The following is a 23,166-nucleotide window of genomic DNA, read 5'->3' on the forward strand; positions in this document are numbered from 1 at the left end:
GAAAGGTGCTTCACAGCCGCACAACTCTGCCGTTATGCGGCAAGTATGGCCATGATTGAAATTAAACATCCACAAGAGCAGGCGCGTTTACGCCGCCTTGCCCTGGCTGCACAAGGTTTGCTGCAAGCTCAACCCTATGGACGTGGTTTGGCAGGGGCACGTAAAGCCATTAACCACCTCGGTTATGTACAGATCGACACCATATCGGTGGTAGAACGAGCACACCATCATGTTTTCCACTCTAGGGTGCCTGAGTTTAAGCCCTCCATGACCAATCAACTGTTGCTCAATGGAGACATTTTTGAATATTGGGCACATGCAGCAGCTTTTCTCCCCATCGCCGATTTTCGCTTCTCCTTACCCTACAAACACGCCATAAAAAGCGGCCAAACCCATTGGTATAGAAACCGTGATACAAAGCTCATGGGTGAACTGTTGGCCCGCATACGTTCAGATGGCCCGCTACGCTCCCGAGATATAGAAACTAACACCCAAAAACGTGCAGGTTGGTGGGACTGGAAGCCTGCTAAAAAAGCACTCGAACAGTTGTATATGGAAGGCGACCTCATGGTCAGCGATCGCAAAGGTTTCCAGAAAACCTATGACCTGACCGAGCGGGTGCTGCCATCTCACGTAAATTCACAAATGCCCAGCATGGAAGAATTTGCGACGCATATTGTCGATCAACAGTTGCGCTGCCATGGGTTGGTTTCACTCAAAGGACTGACCTATCAGCGCCGCAATGCTGACCTACGCAAGGCTGTAAAAGCTTTGGTAAACACAAGGTTGGCAGAGCACACGTTAGAACAAGTACAAGTGAGCAGTGGCGAAGTATTTTTATTAGAAACAGGTGCCTTCGAACGCTCTCTTCCCCGATTGAACAACCGCATGTTGATTCTCTCGCCATTTGACAATAGTGTCATTCAGCGAGAACGGCTCAAAGCACTGTTTCAATATGATTACCGGTTAGAATGTTATGTCCCCGCAGCCAAACGTCAGTATGGTTACTTTTGCCTGCCACTCCTTTACCGCGATGAATTTATTGGACGGATGGATTGTAAAGCCCATCGAAAAAACAGCCATTTAGAAATCAAATTACTCCATTTGGAACAACATAATTTTGATGAAGATTTAGTCATTGCTGCATTTGTAGACGCCATCATACAATTCTGTCATTTTCAACAATGTGACTCCGTGGCTTTGACTAAAGCCCACCCAAAACATCTCACTCAATCCATAACAACGGCGCTAGACGGGGTCATCCCCTAAATCAGCCATCGCTAAATTGTTTCATTTCAGCATATACCCGTGCCAGGTCATTAACCTGATAATGGGCGTTGAGACCACTCGGATTAGGCAACACCCACAGGATAGCGCCATGTAACCCATGGGCCTGCCGCCCAATGACAGCCTTAGGCTGATGAAACGCCGTGCGATAGGCTGTGATACCCAGAATAGCCAACACCTTGGGCTGATAGTGTCTGATCTTTTGCTCAAGGGTTTGCCGCCCTGCCAATAACTCTTCTTTGGAGAGTTCGTCAGCCCTAGCTGTAGCGCGTTCACCAATGTTCGTCATACCCAGTCCCAGGGATAGCAGCTCTCGATCCTCTGACGGATGAAACAGTCGAGGGGTGAACCCTGCAGCATGGAGTGTTTTCCAAAGGCGATTACCTGGACGGGCAAAATGATACCCCACTGCAGCACTGTAAATGCTGGGATTAATTCCACAAAAGAGCACATTTAGATTGGGAGCAATGATATCGGGAACAGTTTTACCGTAGGCCGCCTGAATTTCAGCTTTTGTGGGTTTTGGGAAAGAAGGCATGGAAGTAATAGTGAGTCGAACTGCCGCTACTAATAGCGTATGAGGGTAGGGTGCCGATGAACTAACGCACGAGTAATACTCATGCTTTTTTTGTAAGAATGGCATGCTGAAGTCGTATTTCAGCTAATCGTTCAGCGTGATCGCTGCGAGCCCCGATTGTAAATTCGCCCACTAGCGCGTAATAAACCATGCGAGCACGTACCATGGCCTCAAACGGTTCAAATCCAACTTCTAAAAATAAGTCTTTTGTATACTCCAAGCGTTGTTGATCCACTTCGACAAGAACGGTAGTAATTTTGGAATCACCCGTTGCCCAAGCCCGAATAGCATTCTCTACTCGACCATCATCCTGAACAGCTAACTCAAATAGGTAAAGCAGTTTTGTTGTTGCATCGCCCCCAATCGTTTCAACCTGTTCAATGATGCGACTGGTTTGACCATTGACCCATTCCTGCAAGATAGCTTCTAAAAACACGTCTCGATTTTTGAAGTGCCAGTAAAAGCTCCCTTTTGTTACCCCCATGCACTTGGCAAGGGGTTCAACGCGGACTGTCTCCACTCCGCTTTCTGCAAGTGTCTGGAGGCCTTGATTGATCCAATCTTGGCGAGTCAACTTGGACGATTTATTTTCCTTTTCCATACGGTAGCGTATTGACGTTTTTTAGATACGACATTAATCTATATCCATACGTTGCCGTATGGAAGTAATGAGCATGACTACTTTAATTGAAAAAAATAAAGCGATCGCACTCCGCTTTGCCCAAGATGGATGGGGTATCCAATCTGATTGGCGTGGGGTATGGGATGAGTTAATGAGTGCAGATGTTGTCTATCACTTCAATAGTGCAGCGGAGCCAATTGTCGGGTTGGACGCCAATAAGGCATTTAACGAGATCCTTTTTCAAGGGTTCCCCGACATCTATCAACGTATGGGGGATATAGTCGCTGAAAATGACAAGGTTGTATACCGCACAACCATTCAGGGAACCCATACAGGCAACTTTTTAGGCATGCCCCCAACAGGTAAGTCTGTCAAAGTGAATGATTTCACTTTGCTTCAGATTGCAGATGGCAAAATTGTAGAGTGGTGGTACGAGTGCAATTTGTTAGAAGTTATGCAGCAGCTTGGTTTGGTTTCAGCTTAAGTCTAATTGGATGATGGCAAGCTGTTGCGGACCTGAACGTAACCCATATCATTGATTTGATTATCGCCAAATGAAAAACACTTTTTGGGTGGGACAGTCAGACCACCTCATTGGCCGTAATACTGCTGATGGATACAGGCATCCCAGTCAATAACACCTCACAGAGTAACCGAGATACCGTTGGCAACTCCGCTTTCAACTTATGGAGACTGGCCTGTCTGGCTTCCAGCAAGTGAGCCAGATATCCCATGGAGGTCTGGCTCACACCAAAGCGCAAACCGTCTAGAATAACGAGAATAAAGGGCATTCCCATGTCAGGCTCAACAACAAAGCAGTCCGCTGTAGAACTTGACGTACTTTTCTTAAGGCAACCCTTAAGGTAGTGTGCAAAACATAACTCCCTGTTAACCCTAATACAGCTAAAAATTAGATAGGTTAAAAGCGGGTTAAACTGTGGGTAACGACAAAAGGAATGATGCGCCAAGACGCCTTGCCTCTTTATCTTCAAATTGCTGACGAACTACGCCGTAACATCGAAGAATCGGTGTTTAATGTCGGCGATCAACTACCCACAGAACTAGAACTTAGTAAGCGGTTCGGAGTCCATCGCCACACCCTACGCCGCGCCGTAGAAGTCCTCCGTCAAGAAGGATTAGTCGATGTAGAACGTGGTCGCGGCACATTTGTAGTAGCGCCCATTGCTCTACCCATTGGCAAGCGCGTTCGCTTTAACGAGGCCCTCAAGGCTCAAGCGTTAACACCCTCCTGGCAGGTGCTTAGAATCGTTGACATGAAAGCTGATCCAAAATTAGCGAAGCATCTTGAACTGGAGCTGGGAGCCTCAGTGATCTTATACGAGCGTCTCGGTCTGATTGACAATCTACCGATCAACATCAGCAGCAGTTATTTTCCTGGCGAACGATTTCCAGAGCTAGCTACCTACTGCGAAAACTATCGTTCTATTTCCCAGATGCTGCTTAAAGAATATAACTGTGACCACCTGCGTCGGTCCACACGCATCTCTGCGCGGGTGGCTCGCCCTCGGGATGCAAGACTTCTTAAAATGCCTGCCAATAGCCCTATTTTGTTATCAGAATCCATTAACGCTGATCAAGCTGGCGGTACCGTCATTGAGTATGGTGTGACCCGCTTCCGAGGAGATCGCATGGAACTGGTCATGGAACACGACGTGTAAAAACGCAGCGGACACATGCCAGAGATTAAGAACCTCAGCCAACATCAACCCCTTACAAAAAAAGGGATTACAGAGGATTACTAACAGCTTCTGTGCCCTTAACCCTTAACCTGACTTTATCTAAATTTTAACTTACCTTGGTTTATCTCTTAAGCTGCTAGCGATGACAATGACATTGAACATTGCTAGTTATAGATGTCTATACATGTCAATGTCTATGAATTTGGCATTGATAGGTTTGGCTTAGTGGTTTAGTGGAATGAATGCCTTTGGGTCTAAGGATTTCCAAGGCTGTGTCAAACCCTTGTTAAAAGTGGCTTAGGGCGTTTTCCTAAATGGGTATCATCTGACAAATAAATAATTTAATTCGGCGGAGAGGCAATGCAATCAGTCGCAGAAATGAACTCGAATATGATATCCCCTCAGATTGCTGTGCAGGTAATGGGGGTATCAAAAGCGTTTAAGGGGAAACCTGCTTTGCAGAATGTCAACATGCGGGTGCACACGGGTGAAATGATTGCTCTCGTAGGCGCATCGGGTTCTGGTAAGTCCACATTACTGCGTAATCTCAATGGTCTACAGCAGGCGGATGCAGGGCGAGTAGAAATTTTTGGAAATATCTTACAGATAGAGGGCGAACTCCATTCCAAAGCTCGCCAGATTCGTAGCCAAATGGGATTTATCTTTCAACAGTTCAATCTAGTCAACCGGCTGACGGCTCTAGAAAATGTTCTGGTGGGAAATTTGTCTCAAGTGTCCCTATGGCGCTCCGTAAGTCACAATTTCACTAGGGTGGAGAAAGTGCGAGCGTTGTCGGCCCTAGAGCGGGTTGGTATTTTAGACCAGGCTCATAAGCGAGCATCGACGTTATCCGGTGGCCAGCAGCAGCGTGTGGCCATTGCCCGCTGCCTAATGCAGGGGGCCAAAATTATTTTGGCAGATGAGCCGATTGCGTCTTTAGACCCAGACTCAGCCCGTAAGGTTATGGAACTACTGACCAGTCTAAATAGAGAACAAGGCATCACAATAGTGACCTCGCTGCACCAGGTGCAGGTCGTGCAGCGCTATTTCGAGCGTTCTCTCGCGCTACGCCAGGGAGAGGTTTGTTTTGACGGTTATACAGTTGATCTAGATGCGGCTCGCCTCAACAGTATCTATGGATCGGCGGTTGAAGAGTTGGTAATGAGCGGTCACAGCGAGGTGTTTGCAAGCTGACAACTGCTCATTATCTGGGGTTCGCACACACACGGTTACAAAAACGGATAAGATCAAAGGAACACGGAATCATGTCTACTATTTCCTTGCGTCGATTCGCATCGTTATTTGCAGCTTCTACCATGATGGTTAGTTCTTTGGCTGCTTGTAGCGGTGCTGGTGGAGGTGTTGATACAGCAACTGATGCTGCAGAAGATGCAGCCACTTCTGTGACTGAAGGCGGCATTTGTGCAGCTGATATTAAAGAAATTGAGTTTGGTATTATCTCCACGGAGTCTGCCGACAATCTTAAGCCTCAATGGGAACCACTCTTGACTGATATGTCTGAGGCCATCGGCCGTCCTGTAAAGGGCTTCTACGCCACTGACTATGCTGGTGTAATTGAAGGCATGGGTGCGGGTAAGGTACAGGTTGCTTGGTACGGTGGTAAGTCCTACATTGAGGCGGCTGAGCGTTCCGAAGCGGAAGCATTTGTTCAGACTGTAGCGATTGATGGTTCCAAAGGTTATTACTCTCACCTGATCACTAACGTAGAGAATCCTATTGTTGGTGAAATTGATCTAGAAGCGGGTGACGGTGACAAGTATGTGGTTGAGAATGCTGCTGACCTTACGTTTGCTTTTAACGATCCCAATTCCACCTCTGGTTTCTTAGTGCCCACTTACTATGTATTTGCTCAACAGGGTGCTAATGCCGACAAAATTTTTAGCGAGCTTGTCTTTGCTGGTAGCCACGAAGCAACTGCTTTGGCTATAGCTGAGAACCAGGTGGATGTTGCCACTAACAACAACGAAAACTTGGCTCGTTTAGAAGAGACGGCTCCCGATGCCCTTGAAAAGATTCAGATTATTTGGACGTCTCCTGTCATTCCTAGCGATCCTCTTGCTTATCGTAAGGACCTGCCCGATTGTTTAAAGGATTCCATGAAGGATTTCTTTATCAACTATGACAATGCTGAAGTTCTAGAAGGTCTACAGTGGTCTGGTCTAGATTCTGCAAAGGATGAAGATTGGAACACTATTCGTGAATTGCAGATTGCTAAGGATCTGTTGGAAGTTCAAAATGATGAGAACCTGAGCGATGCTGACAAGCAGACCAAGCTTGACGAACTTAACAAGAAGCTTGAGGCGCTTAAGTAAGTTCTTCTTACCTGAGAGCTCATTGAGCTAAAACTGATACCATAGGCAGCCCCTGGGCTGCTCGTGTTTTTTAACCACGTCTCAGTCAAAACCTGTAGTGTTTTCTACAAAGAAATTGGCATTTTAGACGTGGCAGCGGTTCATTATTGACGTTTTTAAATATGGCTAAGTCGGTGGTTACGTCCCAAACTCGTGATGACGGTAATGTGTCAACTGAAGTCATGCGGGTGTTGGCTGAGGAAAAGAAGCTGGTTACCCCCCTACGGATTGTGTGGCTGTTGATTGCGATCGCAGTCTTGATCTATGCCGCCCAAAAGAGCGACATTAGCCTTATCGAACTAGCCGAAGGCACTGGCAATATGGCGGAATATATCAGCCGCTATTTCCCCCCGGACTTTACCGACTGGAAGTTTTATCTATCAGACATCCTAGAAACCATTGGCATGGGTATTTGGGGCACCCTGATGGCCGCAATCATTGCCGTGCCCTTAGCCGTTATGGCTTCTGAAAACGTTGCGCCACTGTGGATGGTCTTTATTATTCGGCGATTTCTGGACGCCATGCGCGCCATTAATGAAGTTGTTTTTGCCCTAATCTTTGTTGTCGCTGTAGGTCTAGGTCCTTTTGCAGGGGTGTTAGCGCTGTTTGTACATACCACTGGCACCCTGGGCAAATTGTTCTCAGAAGCCATTGAAGCCATTGAGCCTGGTCCAGTAGAAGGCATTCGGGCAACCGGAGCATCCAAGCTACAGGAAATTATCTTTGGTGTGATTCCCCAAGTTATTCCCCTGTGGACCTCCTTCACCCTATATCGCTTTGAAGCTAACGTACGCTCTGCTTCCGTATTAGGAATTGTCGGTGCAGGGGGTATTGGTGTATCACTCTATCAAAGTTTTCGAGCCTTCAAATACGGAAAAGTCTCCGCTATTTTGCTGATTCTCATCGTGGCTGTCGCTTTAATTGACACCATATCTGCTAGAATTCGTCAGCGTCTCATTTAGCAAGTTCTAGCAGGAAAGCTGTATGGCCCTGTTTCTATATCTAGGATTAGGCCTTGCGGTAGGGACCCTGAGCGGTCTCATCGGTATTGGTGGCGGTGTACTCATTACCCCTGCTCTTATTTATTGGTTTGGTTTTTCGCAACACAGTGCCCAGGGTACTACCCTCGCTTTGCTGGTGCCTCCCATTGGTTTATTGGGAGCCTGGACCTACTTTCAACAGGGATATGTGGATATTAGAGCCGCGACCCTCATCTGTCTTGGGTTTGTATTAGGTGGTTTAATTGGGGCTAAGTTTGCTGTTGATTTACCGGAACAGTTTCTACGCAGGCTGTTTGGCATCTCATTAATTTTGGTTGGTCTCCGCATGACTATTCGCTAGAGATTGGGTCCTGTGATCATTTGCTATTTTTTCGCTCAATGATTCTCTTGCGAGTCAGACTGGACACCTGTTCGACCATCAGAACGGCCACAAAAATCACAATATCACCATTTAATGGTCTCGGTTTACCATAGAACTAGTTTGCAAGAAAGAACAATATCTCAGAAGAATTAGAGATATTGTTCTTTTTAATATGTTGTTAATAAGGCTTAGATCAGCCTTGAATATGCCTATTCAAGTTTCTCCCCCTTAATCTAGAGGCTAATTACAGGGGTTTGGCTACCCCTCTGCTCAAGCTGATACTCAAATACATTTATCGTATGGGTTCAACTCTAAGCTATTTAAGCTTGATTAGCCGACGTTAGATTCCGTTTACGACAGGCTGCGACCCCCATACCGATGAGACCAGGTAAGAGAGCTGGTGTAGGCACAGGAGTGGGGGGATTACCAGGGTTGCCAGGGTTGCCAGGCTTGCCAGGATTACCAGGCTTGCTGGGCTTGCCAGGTCGCTCTATTTCTTTATCTATGACAACAGTTTTATTGCCTCCACCAGTAGTATCTAATCCTTCTGCTACGAAGTACAGCATCATCATGAATGCCAGGATCTCTGCCCAAGAATTTGCATCTCCCTTGGATGCAGTCGATCCTCCTTGAGAGATATAGTTTGAAGAGCTACCACCGTATGCTGATTGACCGAAGCTGCCAGTTGAAGAACTGAAGGAGTTAGAAGCACTGGGCGTTGTAAAACTATTGGAGCTACCAGAACTGAGCCTAAACGCTTGGGCTGGCTCAACTGATGCAGTGAGGGAGGCTGCTAAAGCTCCCAGGATCACACAAGAAAATCTTTTGAACATAATCATCAAGCAACAAGAAGAACAACAAAACCATAAAATGAAAGACCCTCAGATGGCAGACAGTTTGAAACAAATACCCTAATTAGGGCTACACATCAAATATGTGCGATTTCTCAAGCTAGGTTGAGTTTTTACTAGATTAATGAAAATTAAACCTGATAGTCTTATCTCAACCTCTTTATTCGAAATCTTTTATAAATTTCAGAAGGATAAGAATTGAAATGTCTTGCCACCATCAAAACTTAACAGAAATCGAAAACCTCCAGCATTGTCTTAGCAAATAGACTTTTCATCTAGACAAAGTCAAGGATGAATGACCCAGAGCCTGACATAATTTAAAGTCATCTAAGGGTTATTTTCTTACTTGAGGTTCCTGCCGTCAATCGTTCCTAGAACTGTACAATAAGTCGACTTGTGTCTTCAAAGGCTACAATACCAGGCATTAAAGCTAGGTTTATTATGTATAGGTTTTATCTTTACCCTCTTTCACTACAATTCTTGATATTTACTTTTTGTCGACTTTAATTATTAGTTATCTTTGTTTTTTTGATGTACTGAATTGCCAACTAAAATCACATTCTTATCCCTAAAAAATCTGATTACTTTTAGGAAATACCAGATATCAAAACATGACTCAAAACATGATATAGACATTTTTTATTTTCATGGGGCATAAATTCTCAATACGAAAAGAACAGAGTGGTAGTTTAAAGGACGTTTTTCAAACAAATGGCAGTCCGGAACCAGGAGGCAGTGAGATTCTAGATCCTGACTCCTGATGTCAAATCCAAATTCATTAACACTGATTACATGGACCATCCTGTAGGGGCACTTAATACAAAAAAACGGAGCTTCCACATAAAGGGAAGCTCCGTTCTCGCCAATAAATGGGGTCTATAACCTCATTTATTGTTTCCTAACACATGTTTGTCTAAGTAAGCTCACTTGTGAGTTCTTGACGTTCAGCAACATACTGTTGAAGCACCTGATTGTGACCATCCAACTCACGTTGCATGACAGCATATTGTCTTAGCAGGGTAGCTAGTTCAGTACGTCGCTCAGTTAGTTTTTTGGCAATTTGATCCAGTGTCTGTTGCTCTATCACCAACATTTGCTGGTGGTGGGATATGTCCATTAGCTCCTGTAAAGGCGCTTCATAGGCAGCTTCCTGCCATAGTGGATCGGGAGACTGTAGACTTGCTACATAGGCATAATCTGCCAAGATAACTTGAGCAGTCTGACGTAGCTGACCTTCAAGTTGGTAGTAGGCTGCATAAAGCTCCCCAAGCTGAGTGTTGTCTAAGTCAGGATTGCTGAATTCAACAGCGATGTCGGTTTCTAATGCTTTAAGTTGTTGCAGTTGCTCTTGATATACGCGGTCTGTTACTAGCAGATGGCTGATATAGTTAACTTCATCTGAGTCTAAAGCCAAGATAGAGGTAACGTTAGAAAGCTTTTGCTGTAGCTGTTGCGATCGCACCGTTAACTCAGCCTGTCTATGGGAGAGATCGCTACTACGATACGCCAAGACTGTGCGATGTGTTTGCAGATTCTGCGTTGTATGCTTCGCTTGAAACATCTGCATTTCTGATCTCAGTGCACGAACTTGCTCTTGAATTTGAGGCACTTGTTGATCAATAAACTCAAGCCCCTTACAAGTACTGTCTTTGCAAGTAGTATCCCGCTCACCAGCACCAGAACTAAACGCCACACTCGATGACGCTTGTGGGCTGGCAATCGGCGGTGTAGACACGTCAGCTTCAGCGGCGGCAGACTCTGCGTCTGTTACAGTTGCTGTGTTGTCGTTTGAAGCAGAATCCTCTGGCGGATGCCAAAAACCTGTTTCCGTATGTTGCATCAGGGCTCCGGCAGAGCATACCACCGTTGCACCAATGGCTAAGGCTGTATGATATTGCCAAGGCGAAGATGGTGGAGCAGGAACCGATAAGTCATCTACCCAATAAACCTGATCAGATTTATCAGACGTAGATATATCAGAGTCCAGATCGCCATCTTGACGTTGGTAGAGCGTTTCATCTCCTAGACAATCAGCGATTAGCTGCTGCCAGGGCTTGGTGGGTTGTGGTGTGTTACAGAAAGAAGTCATACCAACGAAGACAGAAACAACATGGCTTGGCTTACAGACTTCTACAAGGTTTTAAGCAAATGTCCGGGGATTTACACAAAAAACCATGGCTATAGGAATAGTTAACGCCATCTATTCGGCAAAATTACAGTGTGATTTCGTCCTGAGCTATAAAACTCAAACTGTAAACGATGACATTCAAACTAATAACCTTGATAAATCAGCCAACAAAATCAGCATACTGTTGTTTACCCATAGAAATAGACTGTTCAGTGTAAAAACACTGCAAACAATGTAAGCACTCCATGAAGTTAACAAAGCTTACATGAAGCAGGTGTTTTTTTCCAGATAAGAACGCCTTATCTGGAAGGTTGAAACAGCTCAAACATGAGATATAGCACGCAAGTTATTCGCTTATTAGATGCACTAAGGGTTTCTGTTGACGCTGAACATCTTGACTCAAACAGAAGCCCTTTGGATTTTGAAAGTATACCGATCTCTCCCGTTGCACCCAAATAGCTTTTTGCGTTATGCGACTCTCGACATACTCCCCTACCCCACAGGTAGTTACACCTGCGACGCATCCTTCAGTGCGTAGTAAACGTAAGCGCCTTATAGATATAGTTGGTGCTTTGCTGGGTTTAACGATTACCTCTATCTTATTTTTGCCAATAGTAATAGCAATTCGCTTAGATTCCGCTGGTCCCATTTTTTATAATCAACAACGATGTGGATTAAAGGGTAGGCAGTTTAAGATTTGGAAATTCCGTTCGATGGTGACGAATGCAGATAGCATGAAGCACCTGGTCAAGAATGAAGCTGCTGGACACATCTTCAAAAATCGGAATGATCCTAGAATCACTCGTGTAGGACAATTTTTAAGAAAAACAAGCTTGGACGAACTGCCACAGTTCTTTAATGTATTAAAAGGCGATATGAGCCTGGTCGGCACCCGTCCGCCTACCTTTGAGGAAGTCGAACAGTATTCTAGATACCATTTCCAGCGGTTGAATGTCAAACCCGGCATTACGGGTGAGTGGCAAGTTTATGGACGCTCTAATGTAGAAAACTTTGACGAAATTGTGCGGATGGATCTCAATTATCAGAGAAAATGGTCAATAACTTATGATCTTCTACTAATCTTGCAAACGTTCGCTGTTGTTTTTAACAGACAGGGAGCATACTAACACTCACTATTTGAGACCGTTCAATCAAGGCAAAAGTGCCCATTTCTAACTGAATAAAGCTCAATAGTCATGAAAACATGAACGTTTTCTCGCGAGTTTAAGCTGCAGTCCTTATATAACGCTTTCCTATTTCAACGTTAACAACTTGTCTATATTGAGGTTTTTATGACTTCTCAAACATTAAAAATATCGCCAACATCAATGATCTCACCTGCACAGAACCAAATTGCCTCTGAATTAGGTGGTGAAGCGGTGATTCTAAACTTAGAGTCAGGCATGTATTATGGCCTGAACGAAGTAGGCGCAAGTGTTTGGGAATTTATTCAAAAGCCATGTACATTCGCCAGTATACTTGAGCACTTACTGGCAGAATATGACGTACAACCCGACATTTGCGAGCATGATCTAAATACAATTCTCTCAGAAATGCAGCATGCCCACCTGATTGAGGTGAGTGATGAAACAGTTGAATAATCTCCTAAGACTTTCAGGAGTTGAGCGACGAGTTTTACTCTACGCATGTCTGTTGCTTAATGGAATTCGATTGGCTCTGTGGTTGTTGCCTTTCAATATGGTCAGGCAAAGAATATCGCGCCTTGCTTCTGTGTGGGTATGCCATAACTTGACTTCCCCTGTTTCCGTAGGAAAGATTGTCTGGAGTGTTGATATTGCCAGTCGCTATACCCCAGGCGGGGCAATGTGTTTAGTGCGGGCATTAACAACCCAGCTACTCTTAACTCGCTACGGGTATACGCACCAATTCCACATTGGTGTTGCCAAGAGTGAAAACGGTAATTTGACTGCCCATGCTTGGATTGAATACAAAGGACGAGTCATTGTTGGTGGTCTACATAACTTGAGTCAATTTAAACCGCTTTCTGCTGTAGGAGCGAAGCAATGAGTGGCATTGTAGGGATTTACCATCTCGATCAACGTCTAGTGGAATCCAGTGATCTGCATCAGATGGTAGATATCTTGGACCATCGCGGACCTGACGGATCTGACACCTGGTATCGAGAATCCATCGGTCTTGGCCATTGCATGCTATGGACAACGCTAGAATCACTCCATGAACAGCTACCTTTAGTTAAGGGTGATTTAACTATCACTGCAGATGCTCGCATTGATAACCGAGATGAACTAGCCCAGGTTCTGACCTTACCCGATCGACCTTTAGAAAAGGTGACTGATAGTGAGTTTATCTTGGCAGCCTATGAAAAATGGGGGAGTGATTGCCCTGAACATTTACTAGGGGATTTTGCTTTTGGCATTTGGGACGGACAAAAGCAGCAGCTATTCTGTGCCCGCGACCATTTAGGTGTGAAGCCGTTTTATTATTTTCATCAAGAAAGTAACACGTTTGCATTTGCATCAGAGATTAAAGGATTGCTTTGCCTAGACTGGATTCCTCAACAAATTAATGAGGTGCGTATTGCCGACTATCTAGCCCTGATGTTCGAGGATAAGGTAGTTACTACCTTTGAGAATATTTTTCGGTTGCCCCCTGCCTCCAGACTATGGGCAGACGCTTCAGGCATTAGAGTTGAGACCTATTGGCAACTCGATTCAAACTATGAGTTAAAACTAGAATCAGATGATGCCTATGCAGAAGCTTTCCGTGAGATTTTTATTGAAGCGGTCAGGTGCCGCCTAAGAAGTGCTTTCTCAGTTGGTTCCCATCTCAGTGGTGGTTTAGACTCTTCTTCTGTTAGCTGTGTAGCCCGTAAAATCCTAAGTGAAACAACAGGAGAAACACTTCATACGTTTTCAAACATTTTTGACACGGTCAAAGAATGTGATGAACGTTCCTATATTGATGAAGTCCTAAAACAGGGTGGTTATACCCCCCACTACATTCATGCCGATGCATTTGGCCCTTTAACGGATGTGGAGCAGATTTGGAACTATGAAGATGAGCCAATCTTAGGTCCCAGTCATCATTATCCCTGGCGCTTAAATCAGGCGGCCCATGAAGAAGATGTACGCATCGTTTTTGACGGCTTTGACGGAGATTCCGTCGTATCCCATGGCCTAGATCGGTTACGAGAGTTAGCATTGCAGCAAAAATGGTCAGAATTTGCAGAAGCTATAGAAGTTGCCAGCAAAAATTATAAATTTTCTGTTAACTACATGCTGACGTATTATGGGTTGCCAGCTTTGAGGCAGCTAAGTACGCAAGGACAGTGGTTCGGCTTTCTTAAAGCGGTTAATTACATTCACCATCGCTTTCAATACTCACGGCGTAGTTTACTAATTCGACAAGGTATTAAGCCAATTTTCAACAAGGTTTTACACAAACTTGATCGAACGCCAAAGAAGTCAGTCGATAATTTAGGTAAGGCAAGAGAAATAATAAACGCTGATTTTGCAGAACAGATTCATCTAAAGGAACGAGTTCGGAGATACACTCCTAAACCGGTTTCTCCAGGAACGGTGCGGCAGGAGCACTGGCAGTCAATGACAGGAGGTGTAATGGCTGTGAACCTTGAGGCAGTGGATCGTTGTGCAGCCGCCTTTGGATTAGAGGCACGCCACCCATTTTTAGATCGTCGGTTAGTTGAATTCTGTCTAGCTGTTCCATCTGACCAAAAATTCAGGAGAGGATTTGGGCGGATGATTATGCGTCAAGGCCTGAATGATATATTACCCCCAGCAGTCCAATGGCGGGGTGATAAAGCTAATATGACTGCTAATTTTGTAAATGGGTTACTCAATATTAATCGCCCATTATTTGAGCAAGTACTTAATAAGTACAGTTACTCTGTACTTAGATACGTTAATCTTGACGATTGGGAGAATGCTTGGCATCGAATAAAGCAGTATCCTGAATCAAAGAAAAAAGTGAGTTCAACCACTCAGGACTGTTTTATGGTGTGGCGAGCAACAGTTCTAGCGCTTTGGTTTCAGCGTATGTAAAGACATTTGCTTGTCAAGACAAACGTTAATCTTGGCGGGTTAGGAAATATATCCCTGACTGTAAGTCCAAACCAGGGGGGTATCACCAACTGTTAACTCAACTAATGTAATTAGAGGTCCTACAATGACTAAGAAAGCATATACTCAGCCTAGCCTGACAGCTTACGGTAGTGTAGAAAAACTAACTAAAGCTAATGGCTCTATCAATCTTGCGGATGTCTTCATCCTATCTAACCTACCTGGCGAGCAGCCTGATCCAGTTGAAGCTGTAGGCCAGGGCTCTATAGATATCGAGATCGATGTTGAAGGTGCAATCTAATCGCGTTAGCTTACAAAAGCTAACCAACATGGAACTATCGATGTTGAAGAGGCCATAATCTTTTTCAATTTGATTGGTCTGGATGGTTAGCCATTAGCTATTGATGATTTTGAATCTATAGATTCGGAGATCTCCATCGAAGCTTAGCCTCTGAGGCTAAGCTTTCTGACTAATTGTTGGGAGGATCTAGTAGGCGATAAATTTCTTGCTGTTCATATTTGTTAAAGGCCGATGGGAGATTCTCTCCTATAACCTTAGCGATGTATTGAATAGATTCGAAATGCATTCTTATTAGATCCCCCTTCTCCATCATACTTTGGTAGATGCAAACATAGTGAATAGGTATCTCATTAATCTGTAATAGAAAATATTCTGGCACTTTGTTGCAAAACTGTATCTCACGTCTAAATAGACGTATTTTTGCTAAATCATGTACTGTTATTCTGCTTATCAGCTGTGCCTCCACTCAGAAATTCCGCTGTCGGGACTGCCTAGTGCTAACGGTGAGCCAGATGTCATTGTCCGTTTAAAGGATTCTAAAGAACATCCTGCTCCTGACTTGAGCAATCCAGCACAGGATATTCGGGGTCGACTAGCAGGGATAGGAAAATGTCGAATCTCAGATGGAAAGTTTATTACTATCACTCCGTTTGAGGGAGTTACCCATGAGATGATTGATCCCAATGTTTTAGGGGGCTGTATGTCGGTTATTCTAAGACAGCGCGGGTTCCTAGTTCTACATGCAAGCAGCGTTGCAGTACAAGGTAACGTAGTCGCTTTTTTAGGGCATTCTGGTTGGGGAAAATCCACTCTGGCTGCAGCACTGCATACCCATGGCCACAGTGTGATTACCGACGATGTCTTGGCGATTAGTTTAGAGGATATTGAGAATCCTATAGTGGTTCCATCGTTTCCTCAATGTAAGCTTACTCCGCAAGCTGCCAGCGCATTGGGTAAAGATCCGGCTAGCTTAGAATTTCTCTACGCCCACTCTTCTAAACGGGCCTATCACTTTCAAACGGGATTTCAACAAGAGCAACTTCCATTACAAAGTATTTATCTTTTATCCAAAGGCGATAGCCACAGTATCATCCCCCTGGGTTTCATGGATGCATTTGCATATTTGGTGAGCCATACCCGTGCTATGGATGTGCTGCGAGATAACCAATCCTTAAAGGTCCATTTTCAACAATGTACCCAATTGCTTAAACAAGTGTCATACTACCGGTTTACTCGGAAACCTGGTTTAGAAGAATTGCCGGATTTAGTGCGAATGGTAGAGGAACATGTGCAAGAACCATCTATTTAACCACTAGGGGTTAACCTACCGTGCAATTTGCTAAGCCATTAGCGGCATTCTTTAAGAAAACCCAGCGATTGATGCCAGCTTTGCGCCTGGTTTGGCGTAGTAGCCCTGGCTGGACCATGGCTAAACTTAGCTTATTGGTAATTCAGGGGTTACAGCCACTGCTGCAAATCTATCTAATCAAGCTATTAGTTGATGTCGTGACAACTCAATCTGAGTTGACCACATCACCACAGTTTTTCAGTCAAAATAAATTGCTATTTATCGGACTGGCTGTGGTCTTACTGGTTGGCATGATAGCAACTTCACTCTCAGAGCTAGTCACATCGTCACAATCTCAAAAGGTCTCTGACTACATGCGGGGTATTTTGCATGCTAAGTCCATTGAGATTGATCTTAGCTATTATGAGAACCCGCGTTATCACGACACATTACAGCGGGCTCAGCAAGAAGCAACTTATCGCCCTAATCAGATTCTAAAGCGGCTGGCGCTGGTTGGCCAAAACGGTATTTTATTGGTTGCCATGGTGGGTTTGTTATTAACCCTCCATTGGGGTATCACTAGCGCCTTATTAGTTGCAATTATTCCAACCGTATTGGTTCGGCTACACTATACGCGTAGATTATATGCTTGGCAGCGTACCTGGACCCCTGTCGAACGGAAATCAGCGTATCTTTCTTGGTTGTTGATAGGGGATCAGTTTGCCAAAGAAATTCGCTTGTTTGGCTTAGGTGACCTATTTAGTCAGCGGTTTAATGGGCTGCGATCGCAAATTTACCACGCCAAGCTCAAACTAATGACATGGCGTTCACTCTCGTTTTTAGCTGCCAATGTCATAGCAGGGGTGATGGTTGGTGCAATTTATGCCTTTATCCTCTATCAAACGTTTCAGGGCATATTAAAGCTTGGGGATCTTGTACTTTACCATCAGGCATTACAGCGAGGTCAAAAGGGGCTCAAATCATTTATTGCTGGACTCTCCGGACTGCATGAAGACAATCTATTTCTAGCAAATCTATATGAATTTCTAGATTTAAAATCCCAGATTGTGACACCAGCACAGCCCAAATTCTGCCCCCCTGTAAAAGCGCAGGGCATTACGTTTGAGAACGTTAATTTCCAGTATGAAGGAACGTCTCGACAAGCACTTCAAGATATATCTTTCAATATCAAACCTGGAGAAACCATTGCTCTGGTAGGAGAAAACGGTTCAGGTAAGACAACACTGATTAAATTATTATGTCGCCTGTACGATCCGACTGAAGGACGAATCACACTGAATGGCATCGATCTGCGAGATCTCGATGTTCCCCATTTGCGACAACAGATTAGTGTTATTTTTCAAGACTACGCTAAATATAATCTTTCAGCCCAAGACAACATTTGGTTAGGTAATGTTCAGCTGCCGCTGGACGATCAACTTATTATCGAAGCTGCTAAACATGCAGGAGCCCATGAGGTCATTACCCAGTTACCCCATGGGTATGACACTATGTTAGGCAAATTATTCCAGGGTGGAGAAGAACTTAGTATTGGTCAGTGGCAGAAGGTTGCCTTAGCCAGAGCTTTCTTACGTCAGTCTCAGGTGATTGTTCTAGATGAACCCACCAGTGCCATGGACCCCAAGGCTGAGTACGAACTTTTTAGTAGGTTTCGTGAGTTAATTCAAGACCAGTCAGCAATTTTAATTACCCATCGTTTGTCTACAGTCAAAATGGCTGATCGTATTTATGTCATGGACAACGGCAAACTCATAGAAAACGGTACACATCAAGAGTTAATGGAGAAACAGGGAAATTACGCCCATTTATTTGAAATTCAAGCTAAAAACTATTGGTAGAGGTAGTATCTATTATTTGATTTTCAATTAACTACTTTAGAGCTGTGAGTACTTTAAGAATAACTGAGCTAAATCCAGAAATCTCATTTCTACTAAAATGCGCCAGAGTATATCTGAATATTGATGACCCGTGCGAGATTAACCAGCTAATCCAACAAACCAGCTTAAACTGGGATGAAGTCATTAAAATGGCGCAGGTTCATAGGGTATTGCCCATACTCCATAAGACTCTTACTCTAGTATCCCCACAGGAACTGCCAGATTTTGTCCTGCCAAAGTTACATCAACTACACTTTAAAAATATTAAACGTAACTTTTTTCTATTACAAGAGCTCATTAGATTTTTAGATATCCTAAAAAAGCATCAGATTGATGCAATTACATTTAAGGGGCCAATGACCGCAATGGTTGCCTATGGCGATTTATCATTGCGCACCTTCTATGATCTAGATTTACTAGTACATTCCCATGATTTTTTTAAACTTAGAGATATTGCCAAAAATCATGGTTATACGTGTGATTTGTTGATGGCGAAAGAAGAAAGAGAGTGTTTGACTAAACTTAGCTTTCAAGACCAAGAACTATATTTCAACTCACAAAAAGAGTATAGTTTAGTGAATGCCAAAAATCGTATTTTTCTTGATATTCATCAAGGAGTTTTATCTAAGCAATTCTCCCCATTATTTAACACTCAATGGATTTGGGAGCACACTCAGCAGGTTAAAATCGGAGGACATCAAGTCTTAGGTTTGACACCAGAGGTTCAGATACTTGTGTTATGCGCACAAGGTGTTGAAGATTGCTGGAATCATCTAGGTAAGCTTTTTGATGTTGCAATCTTGATCAAGAACCACCCTGATTTAGATTGGGATCAGCTAGTGAAACTATCAAAGCAGATGGATGTGCTTCCTAGGCTTTTATTGGGACTGTGTTTGATTCGTCAACTATATGGGTTCACTTTGCCCGACCAGATTGAACAGCCGTTGCAGAATTGTACCTTTATTCAAAAACTTGCTGAGGCATTACAACGACAAATAATACTAAAGAGTAATATAAATTCTAAGTCAAAGTTAGATCTTCTCAACGCTGCATATCAACTGCGGCTTATGAGCCAGTGGAAAAATCGTATTAAATTTATCCTAACGCTTATGCAGCCGACTCTTGCAGATATCGCTACAGTATCGCTGCCTAAATCTTTATTCTTTATATATTATTTATTGCGACCCTTCCGGGTGATGCAACTTAGCAAATAATGGCCATACGGACATGCCAACGTAGAAAAATGTCAGGAACTTTACGGATAGCTCCTTATGACCAGAGAAAATAATTAATACGTTATGCCTATTTCTTGATTAGTAAGACTATCGCTTTTGTTGCGATTAAACAAAGGAGGCAATCGAGAGGTGACAGACAAACTTTATAGAGACTAGTTTACCACATTTGAAGATTTATCTTCCCATTGCTCCTGCTTAGATTCCGAGATAATGCCCACTCTCATGTATGGGGACAACGGATATATCATTCGTTAGTATCGCTTTAATATTAAGACCTAAGCGCCTAACTTATGTTCCGACACCACTTGATTTATTCTTTTTTGCCATGACAAGCCTTCCTAGACCCTTTCCTTCTAAAGCTAATCAAACAGATGTTGGCCAAAATCCACAGATGCCTGCTGCTAAGAATATTTGTTTAGTTGTTGGTTTTACCTGTTTGCTGGGATTTTTAGTTGACATGTTGGTGTTGGCTACACCGCTCAATGTCTTTGCTTTAGAATGGCGTATCAATGTGATGCAACAGGTTGGAGATCGCAGTATTGTATTGCTGCTGGCAGTTGGGATGCTGCTATTTGCCACTTTTGAACAGCGCCAGTTAAAACGTTCATTGGGGTATGCTTGTCTAGCTTTAGGAGTTGCCTTTGTCTTGTCCTGTGGTGTAGTAATCCGGGATAACTTGGTCTTTCAAAAACAGGCTTTGCAAAATATCAACAATCAGGAACAACAGATCCAGACGCAGATTGAACAGGTCCAAGCTGGTGGCAGCCTACCGGAAAACGTGACTCTTGAGCAATTACAGCAAGCGTCTCAACAATTGTCGAGTCAGGCTCAAGCCCTCAAGCAAAATGCTCGTCAGGGTATTACTAAAAATAGTGTGGCCAGCCTCGGTAATCTTATAGCAGTCGGACTAGGGCTGGTAGGATTAGGTCGCCTGGGCATTAAGCGTGGATAAGTCTGGTTGATATTGATACAGCTGATCGTTCAATAGCTATTATCATCAAATAACTGAATAGTCATTGAGTCCCTGTTAACTGCTAGGTGAGAGTTGATAGGGGCTTCTTATTTTAGGACTATTGTATAGCCAATAGTTTTTGGTCAATCCTAAGGAGAATGCTGGACGACGTTGAGTCTGATAGTAAGCGAGATTTTTTGTGTGGATATAGCACATCAGACAGCTTTCTCTTCTCCTTTCCTATTGCCCTAAATATCTCTATTATTGCTCCTTATTTTTGTACGATTTTCTGGATATCCTCGTCAAATCCTGGGGTTCTTTCTTTATTAAAGGAGACTCCGGGGATCGATGTTTAACTAATTAAAGTGTCACCAATTGAGGATATCTCAGCTTCATAGGGCAGAAAATGTATTCAAGAAAGCTTGATAAAGCTTTTTCCTTGATTCTTGCATATGCTTTAAAGTCTTATGGTGCATATGCATGAGGTGTTCCTGTTTCTTGTGCGATTCTGACAAATACTCCAGTTGAATTCAAGTGGGCAACTTAGTTCAACGAGGCTGGAGTTATAGGGTTAAATTGGGCTCTACCGATACATTTTTCAAGCAAACATTTTTCCCTACAAAATCATGCAAAAATACATTCTAACAGGTGCCCTGTTTGCAAGTACTTTAGCTGCAAGTTTTCTGGCACAAGCTGATTCCGCAAACGCTGCTTCTATTACATATAACTTCAGAAGATTTGACGTACCGCTTCTAATTGATGTTGCACCATCCAGTTTTACAGTTGATGGTCTAACTGTAGATGTAAGTGGTAATGGTGTCGTCACTCAGACTGCTGACGGTTTGGGTTTGGCCAGGGTCCTAAGCGTTGCTCCTCCTGAACAGGTGGATGGCCTTGCCTTAAACGGTCCAGACTTCCTGGATTTTGACTTTGGTAGTCGGTTTGTAAACATTGTCTCTGCTACGTTCCGACGTGTTGGTACCAATGTGCCTATTGATGAGGTAGGTGAAGTTGGTAACGATGACTTTAGTCTGGCGGTTGACGGTAACTCTGTTATCGAGATCGCTGATATCCCTGGTGGTAATGGCCTTGACTCCGGTATAGGCACCTTTGACTTTACGCCCCTACTATTGCCTAGTGGTAATGTTTGGAGATTTAGTGCTCCTGAGCTGGATGATGACTACACCATTGCCAGTTTGACGGTCACTAGTGAAGAAATTCCCACTCCAGCTGTGTTGCCTGGTTTGATTGGTATGGGTGTTGCCTTTATGCGCAAGCGACGTGGTGAAGCCGCTGATGCCTAATGGGTCTACGGTAGTCTTTAAGAGCTAATGGTTTAGTTGTGGTTGACTGAAAACCGTTGCTTAAAGATGCGTAGAAAAGGGTAAGCGTCCCCTATATGAAGCTGTTGGTATGACTTCTTCAAAGTGATAGGGAACGCTGGCCGAGATAGTTGACTAAGCGAAGTCGAAAAAAGAGATAGGCTCTAGTTCTTCTACAGTCTATCTCTTTTAAGGTTTATGAATAACGTGTTTGGGGCAAATGCTTTGGATGGCCTGGCTGAGACTGCTATGATTTTTTATCCGCTCATCTGTCGAGACTGAGACTTCATTAGTGCCTCAACAATATAGTAATAAGCCGTAAACAAAACGCCCGAGAAAATTTGACCACCCCAAAAACCATGCCAGAATTTAAACCACTCTGGTCCCCAATACACATGGGCAATGGTTACCAACATGAGTCTGGGCACATTAGCGATCATGGCAATGATTGCAGCAGCGATAATTAACAGCACCATTTGACGGCGATCTTGTTTGTACAACAACCCCATAAATAAACCTGCTGCGGCAATGGTAATTGCCATATCTAACCCATTACACCCCCAACCTACTTCCACAGCTCCTTCAGGAAATGTGATAAAGATGCCCTGCTGCGTTGCTGGGAATCCAATCCACTGCATTGATTGTGTGCCTGCCCAGGCCATAACTTTCTCTAATCCTTGATCAGGAACGAAAAAGTCCCACAGCCCCCGAGAAATAATGCCAATGCGAGGATATACGGTTAAACCAATAAAAAAGGTTGGCAGCATAAACTTGTTAAAGACTTTAAGCCCCCAGGTACTACAGGCCATACCGATAATAATAAGTAGCCACAATAACGCTTGGGGCCACATGGCAAATCGACAAAATGGGAATACAACTATGCCGACAACAATTAATAAATAGCCTAAAGCTCGATCTTCTTCCGATGCTTTTAAGGTGCTAAACACCTGGCGACGCTGCCATAGCTTCCAAGCTGCTATGAGTAGCATACTTAATACTAAAAACCAGCCAATTTTTCCCTTCAGTGCTCGAGGAAAGAGATAGCCAACCCATACGGGTAGGTATACTAACCCCACAACTGAGCCCAAGAGCATCAACCGACCATGGTTAGTCTTTATGGTCTGTTGTAACTGAGCATAAACCACCGTTATAAGCTGCTTTATATCAAAGAATTTTTGTGTTGACATAGGCTTGGTAGTGGATAGTATGA

The 23,166-nt window shown here is 43.8% G+C and carries 23 protein-coding genes; 17 read left to right on the top strand and 6 right to left on the bottom strand.

Features of this window, described 5'->3' with window-relative positions; all coding sequences use genetic code 11:
• The first annotated feature begins 51 nt into the window (after nt 1-51).
• Complete coding sequence (locus tag DXZ20_RS10555) at nt 52-1,269, top strand: winged helix-turn-helix domain-containing protein (protein ID WP_163698064.1); 1,218 nt, start codon at nt 52-54, stop codon at nt 1,267-1,269.
• A gap of 1 nt (nt 1,270) precedes the next feature.
• Here the strand turns inward: DXZ20_RS10555 and mug are convergent, their stop codons facing one another.
• Together mug and DXZ20_RS10565 are read right to left on the bottom strand one after the other, a co-directional pair.
• Nucleotides 1,271-1,825: a G/U mismatch-specific DNA glycosylase gene (gene mug / locus DXZ20_RS10560; protein ID WP_163670017.1), complete on the bottom strand. Its 555-nt coding sequence runs from the start codon at nt 1,823-1,825 to the stop codon at nt 1,271-1,273.
• Nucleotides 1,826-1,904: 79 nt separating this feature from the next.
• Entirely contained in the window at nt 1,905-2,465 is a 561-nt protein-coding gene (locus DXZ20_RS10565; protein ID WP_163698066.1) for a TetR/AcrR family transcriptional regulator, read from the bottom strand.
• 73 nt (nt 2,466-2,538) lie between these two features.
• Here DXZ20_RS10565 and DXZ20_RS10570 point away from each other — a divergent pair, with 73 nt between their 5' ends.
• Entirely contained in the window at nt 2,539-2,970 is a 432-nt protein-coding gene (locus DXZ20_RS10570; protein ID WP_163698068.1) for an ester cyclase, read from the top strand.
• 97 nt (nt 2,971-3,067) lie between these two features.
• Here DXZ20_RS10570 and DXZ20_RS10575 read toward each other — a convergent pair whose 3' ends face one another.
• Nucleotides 3,068-3,283 (bottom strand): hypothetical protein, encoded by a 216-nt coding sequence (locus DXZ20_RS10575; RefSeq protein WP_250565712.1) that lies wholly within the window; start codon nt 3,281-3,283, stop codon nt 3,068-3,070.
• A 159-nt stretch (nt 3,284-3,442) separates the two neighbouring features.
• On the opposite strand from DXZ20_RS10575, the gene phnF reads away from it, so the two are divergent.
• From phnF to DXZ20_RS10600, 5 genes are all read left to right on the top strand, one after another.
• Nucleotides 3,443-4,165: a phosphonate metabolism transcriptional regulator PhnF gene (gene phnF / locus DXZ20_RS10580; protein ID WP_348918262.1), complete on the top strand. Its 723-nt coding sequence runs from the start codon at nt 3,443-3,445 to the stop codon at nt 4,163-4,165.
• A 411-nt stretch (nt 4,166-4,576) separates the two neighbouring features.
• Nucleotides 4,577-5,380 carry a phosphonate ABC transporter ATP-binding protein gene (gene phnC, locus DXZ20_RS10585; protein ID WP_250565168.1) on the top strand — a complete coding sequence of 268 codons (804 nt, stop codon included), beginning with the start codon at nt 4,577-4,579 and terminating at the stop codon, nt 5,378-5,380.
• 71 nt (nt 5,381-5,451) lie between these two features.
• Nucleotides 5,452-6,519 (top strand): phosphonate ABC transporter substrate-binding protein, encoded by a 1,068-nt coding sequence (gene phnD / locus DXZ20_RS10590; RefSeq protein WP_163670010.1) that lies wholly within the window; start codon nt 5,452-5,454, stop codon nt 6,517-6,519.
• A gap of 161 nt (nt 6,520-6,680) precedes the next feature.
• Nucleotides 6,681-7,520: a phosphonate ABC transporter, permease protein PhnE gene (phnE, locus tag DXZ20_RS10595; RefSeq protein WP_250565713.1), complete on the top strand. Its 840-nt coding sequence runs from the start codon at nt 6,681-6,683 to the stop codon at nt 7,518-7,520.
• Nucleotides 7,521-7,542: 22 nt separating this feature from the next.
• The gene (locus DXZ20_RS10600) at nt 7,543-7,899 is read left to right on the top strand and encodes a sulfite exporter TauE/SafE family protein (protein ID WP_163670008.1); all 357 of its coding nucleotides are present in this window, start codon (nt 7,543-7,545) and stop codon (nt 7,897-7,899) included.
• A 341-nt stretch (nt 7,900-8,240) separates the two neighbouring features.
• On the opposite strand, the gene DXZ20_RS10605 is transcribed toward DXZ20_RS10600, so the two are convergent.
• Both DXZ20_RS10605 and DXZ20_RS10610 read right to left on the bottom strand, forming a co-directional pair.
• Complete coding sequence (locus tag DXZ20_RS10605; protein WP_250565714.1) at nt 8,241-8,753, bottom strand: PTPA-CTERM sorting domain-containing protein; 513 nt, start codon at nt 8,751-8,753, stop codon at nt 8,241-8,243.
• Nucleotides 8,754-9,684: 931 nt separating this feature from the next.
• The gene (locus tag DXZ20_RS10610; protein WP_163698074.1) at nt 9,685-10,860 is read right to left on the bottom strand and encodes a GumC domain-containing protein; all 1,176 of its coding nucleotides are present in this window, start codon (nt 10,858-10,860) and stop codon (nt 9,685-9,687) included.
• Nucleotides 10,861-11,369: 509 nt separating this feature from the next.
• Between DXZ20_RS10610 and DXZ20_RS10615 the strand changes: the two genes are divergently transcribed.
• From DXZ20_RS10615 to DXZ20_RS10660, 10 genes are all read left to right on the top strand, one after another.
• The gene (locus tag DXZ20_RS10615; RefSeq protein WP_163698076.1) at nt 11,370-12,026 is read left to right on the top strand and encodes a sugar transferase; all 657 of its coding nucleotides are present in this window, start codon (nt 11,370-11,372) and stop codon (nt 12,024-12,026) included.
• Between the two features lie 165 nt (nt 12,027-12,191).
• Nucleotides 12,192-12,500: a PqqD family peptide modification chaperone gene (locus DXZ20_RS10620; RefSeq protein ID WP_163670000.1), complete on the top strand. Its 309-nt coding sequence runs from the start codon at nt 12,192-12,194 to the stop codon at nt 12,498-12,500.
• Nucleotides 12,484-12,927, top strand: a complete 444-nt coding sequence (locus tag DXZ20_RS10625; protein WP_163669998.1) for a lasso peptide biosynthesis B2 protein — start codon at nt 12,484-12,486, stop codon at nt 12,925-12,927. The genes DXZ20_RS10620 and DXZ20_RS10625 overlap by 17 nt, the downstream gene beginning before the upstream one ends.
• Entirely contained in the window at nt 12,924-14,942 is a 2,019-nt protein-coding gene (locus DXZ20_RS10630) for a lasso peptide isopeptide bond-forming cyclase (protein ID WP_163698077.1), read from the top strand. The genes DXZ20_RS10625 and DXZ20_RS10630 overlap by 4 nt, the downstream gene beginning before the upstream one ends.
• 124 nt (nt 14,943-15,066) lie before the next feature.
• Nucleotides 15,067-15,261 (top strand): hypothetical protein, encoded by a 195-nt coding sequence (locus tag DXZ20_RS10635; RefSeq protein ID WP_163698079.1) that lies wholly within the window; start codon nt 15,067-15,069, stop codon nt 15,259-15,261.
• A gap of 430 nt (nt 15,262-15,691) precedes the next feature.
• Nucleotides 15,692-16,570 (top strand): hypothetical protein, encoded by an 879-nt coding sequence (locus DXZ20_RS10640; protein ID WP_163669991.1) that lies wholly within the window; start codon nt 15,692-15,694, stop codon nt 16,568-16,570.
• Nucleotides 16,571-16,590: 20 nt separating this feature from the next.
• Nucleotides 16,591-18,408 carry an ABC transporter ATP-binding protein gene (locus DXZ20_RS10645; RefSeq protein WP_431732037.1) on the top strand — a complete coding sequence of 606 codons (1,818 nt, stop codon included), beginning with the start codon at nt 16,591-16,593 and terminating at the stop codon, nt 18,406-18,408.
• 44 nt (nt 18,409-18,452) lie between these two features.
• On the top strand, nt 18,453-19,661 hold the full coding sequence (locus tag DXZ20_RS10650) for a nucleotidyltransferase family protein (protein WP_163669989.1): 1,209 nt from the start codon (nt 18,453-18,455) through the stop codon (nt 19,659-19,661).
• Nucleotides 19,662-20,007: 346 nt separating this feature from the next.
• Nucleotides 20,008-20,634 carry an HpsJ-like protein, cyanoexosortase C-associated gene (gene hpsJ-C / locus DXZ20_RS10655; protein ID WP_006518636.1) on the top strand — a complete coding sequence of 209 codons (627 nt, stop codon included), beginning with the start codon at nt 20,008-20,010 and terminating at the stop codon, nt 20,632-20,634.
• Between the two features lie 626 nt (nt 20,635-21,260).
• Complete coding sequence (locus DXZ20_RS10660; protein ID WP_163698081.1) at nt 21,261-21,938, top strand: PTPA-CTERM sorting domain-containing protein; 678 nt, start codon at nt 21,261-21,263, stop codon at nt 21,936-21,938.
• Nucleotides 21,939-22,213: 275 nt separating this feature from the next.
• Here the strand turns inward: DXZ20_RS10660 and crtC are convergent, their stop codons facing one another.
• On the bottom strand, nt 22,214-23,143 hold the full coding sequence (gene crtC / locus DXZ20_RS10665; protein WP_163698083.1) for a cyanoexosortase C: 930 nt from the start codon (nt 23,141-23,143) through the stop codon (nt 22,214-22,216).
• Nucleotides 23,144-23,166: the final 23 nt, after the last annotated feature.

It is taken from the genome of Adonisia turfae CCMR0081, from assembly GCF_011009555.1.
In the GTDB taxonomy this organism is placed as follows: Bacteria; Cyanobacteriota; Cyanobacteriia; order Phormidesmidales; family Phormidesmidaceae; genus Leptothoe; species Leptothoe turfae.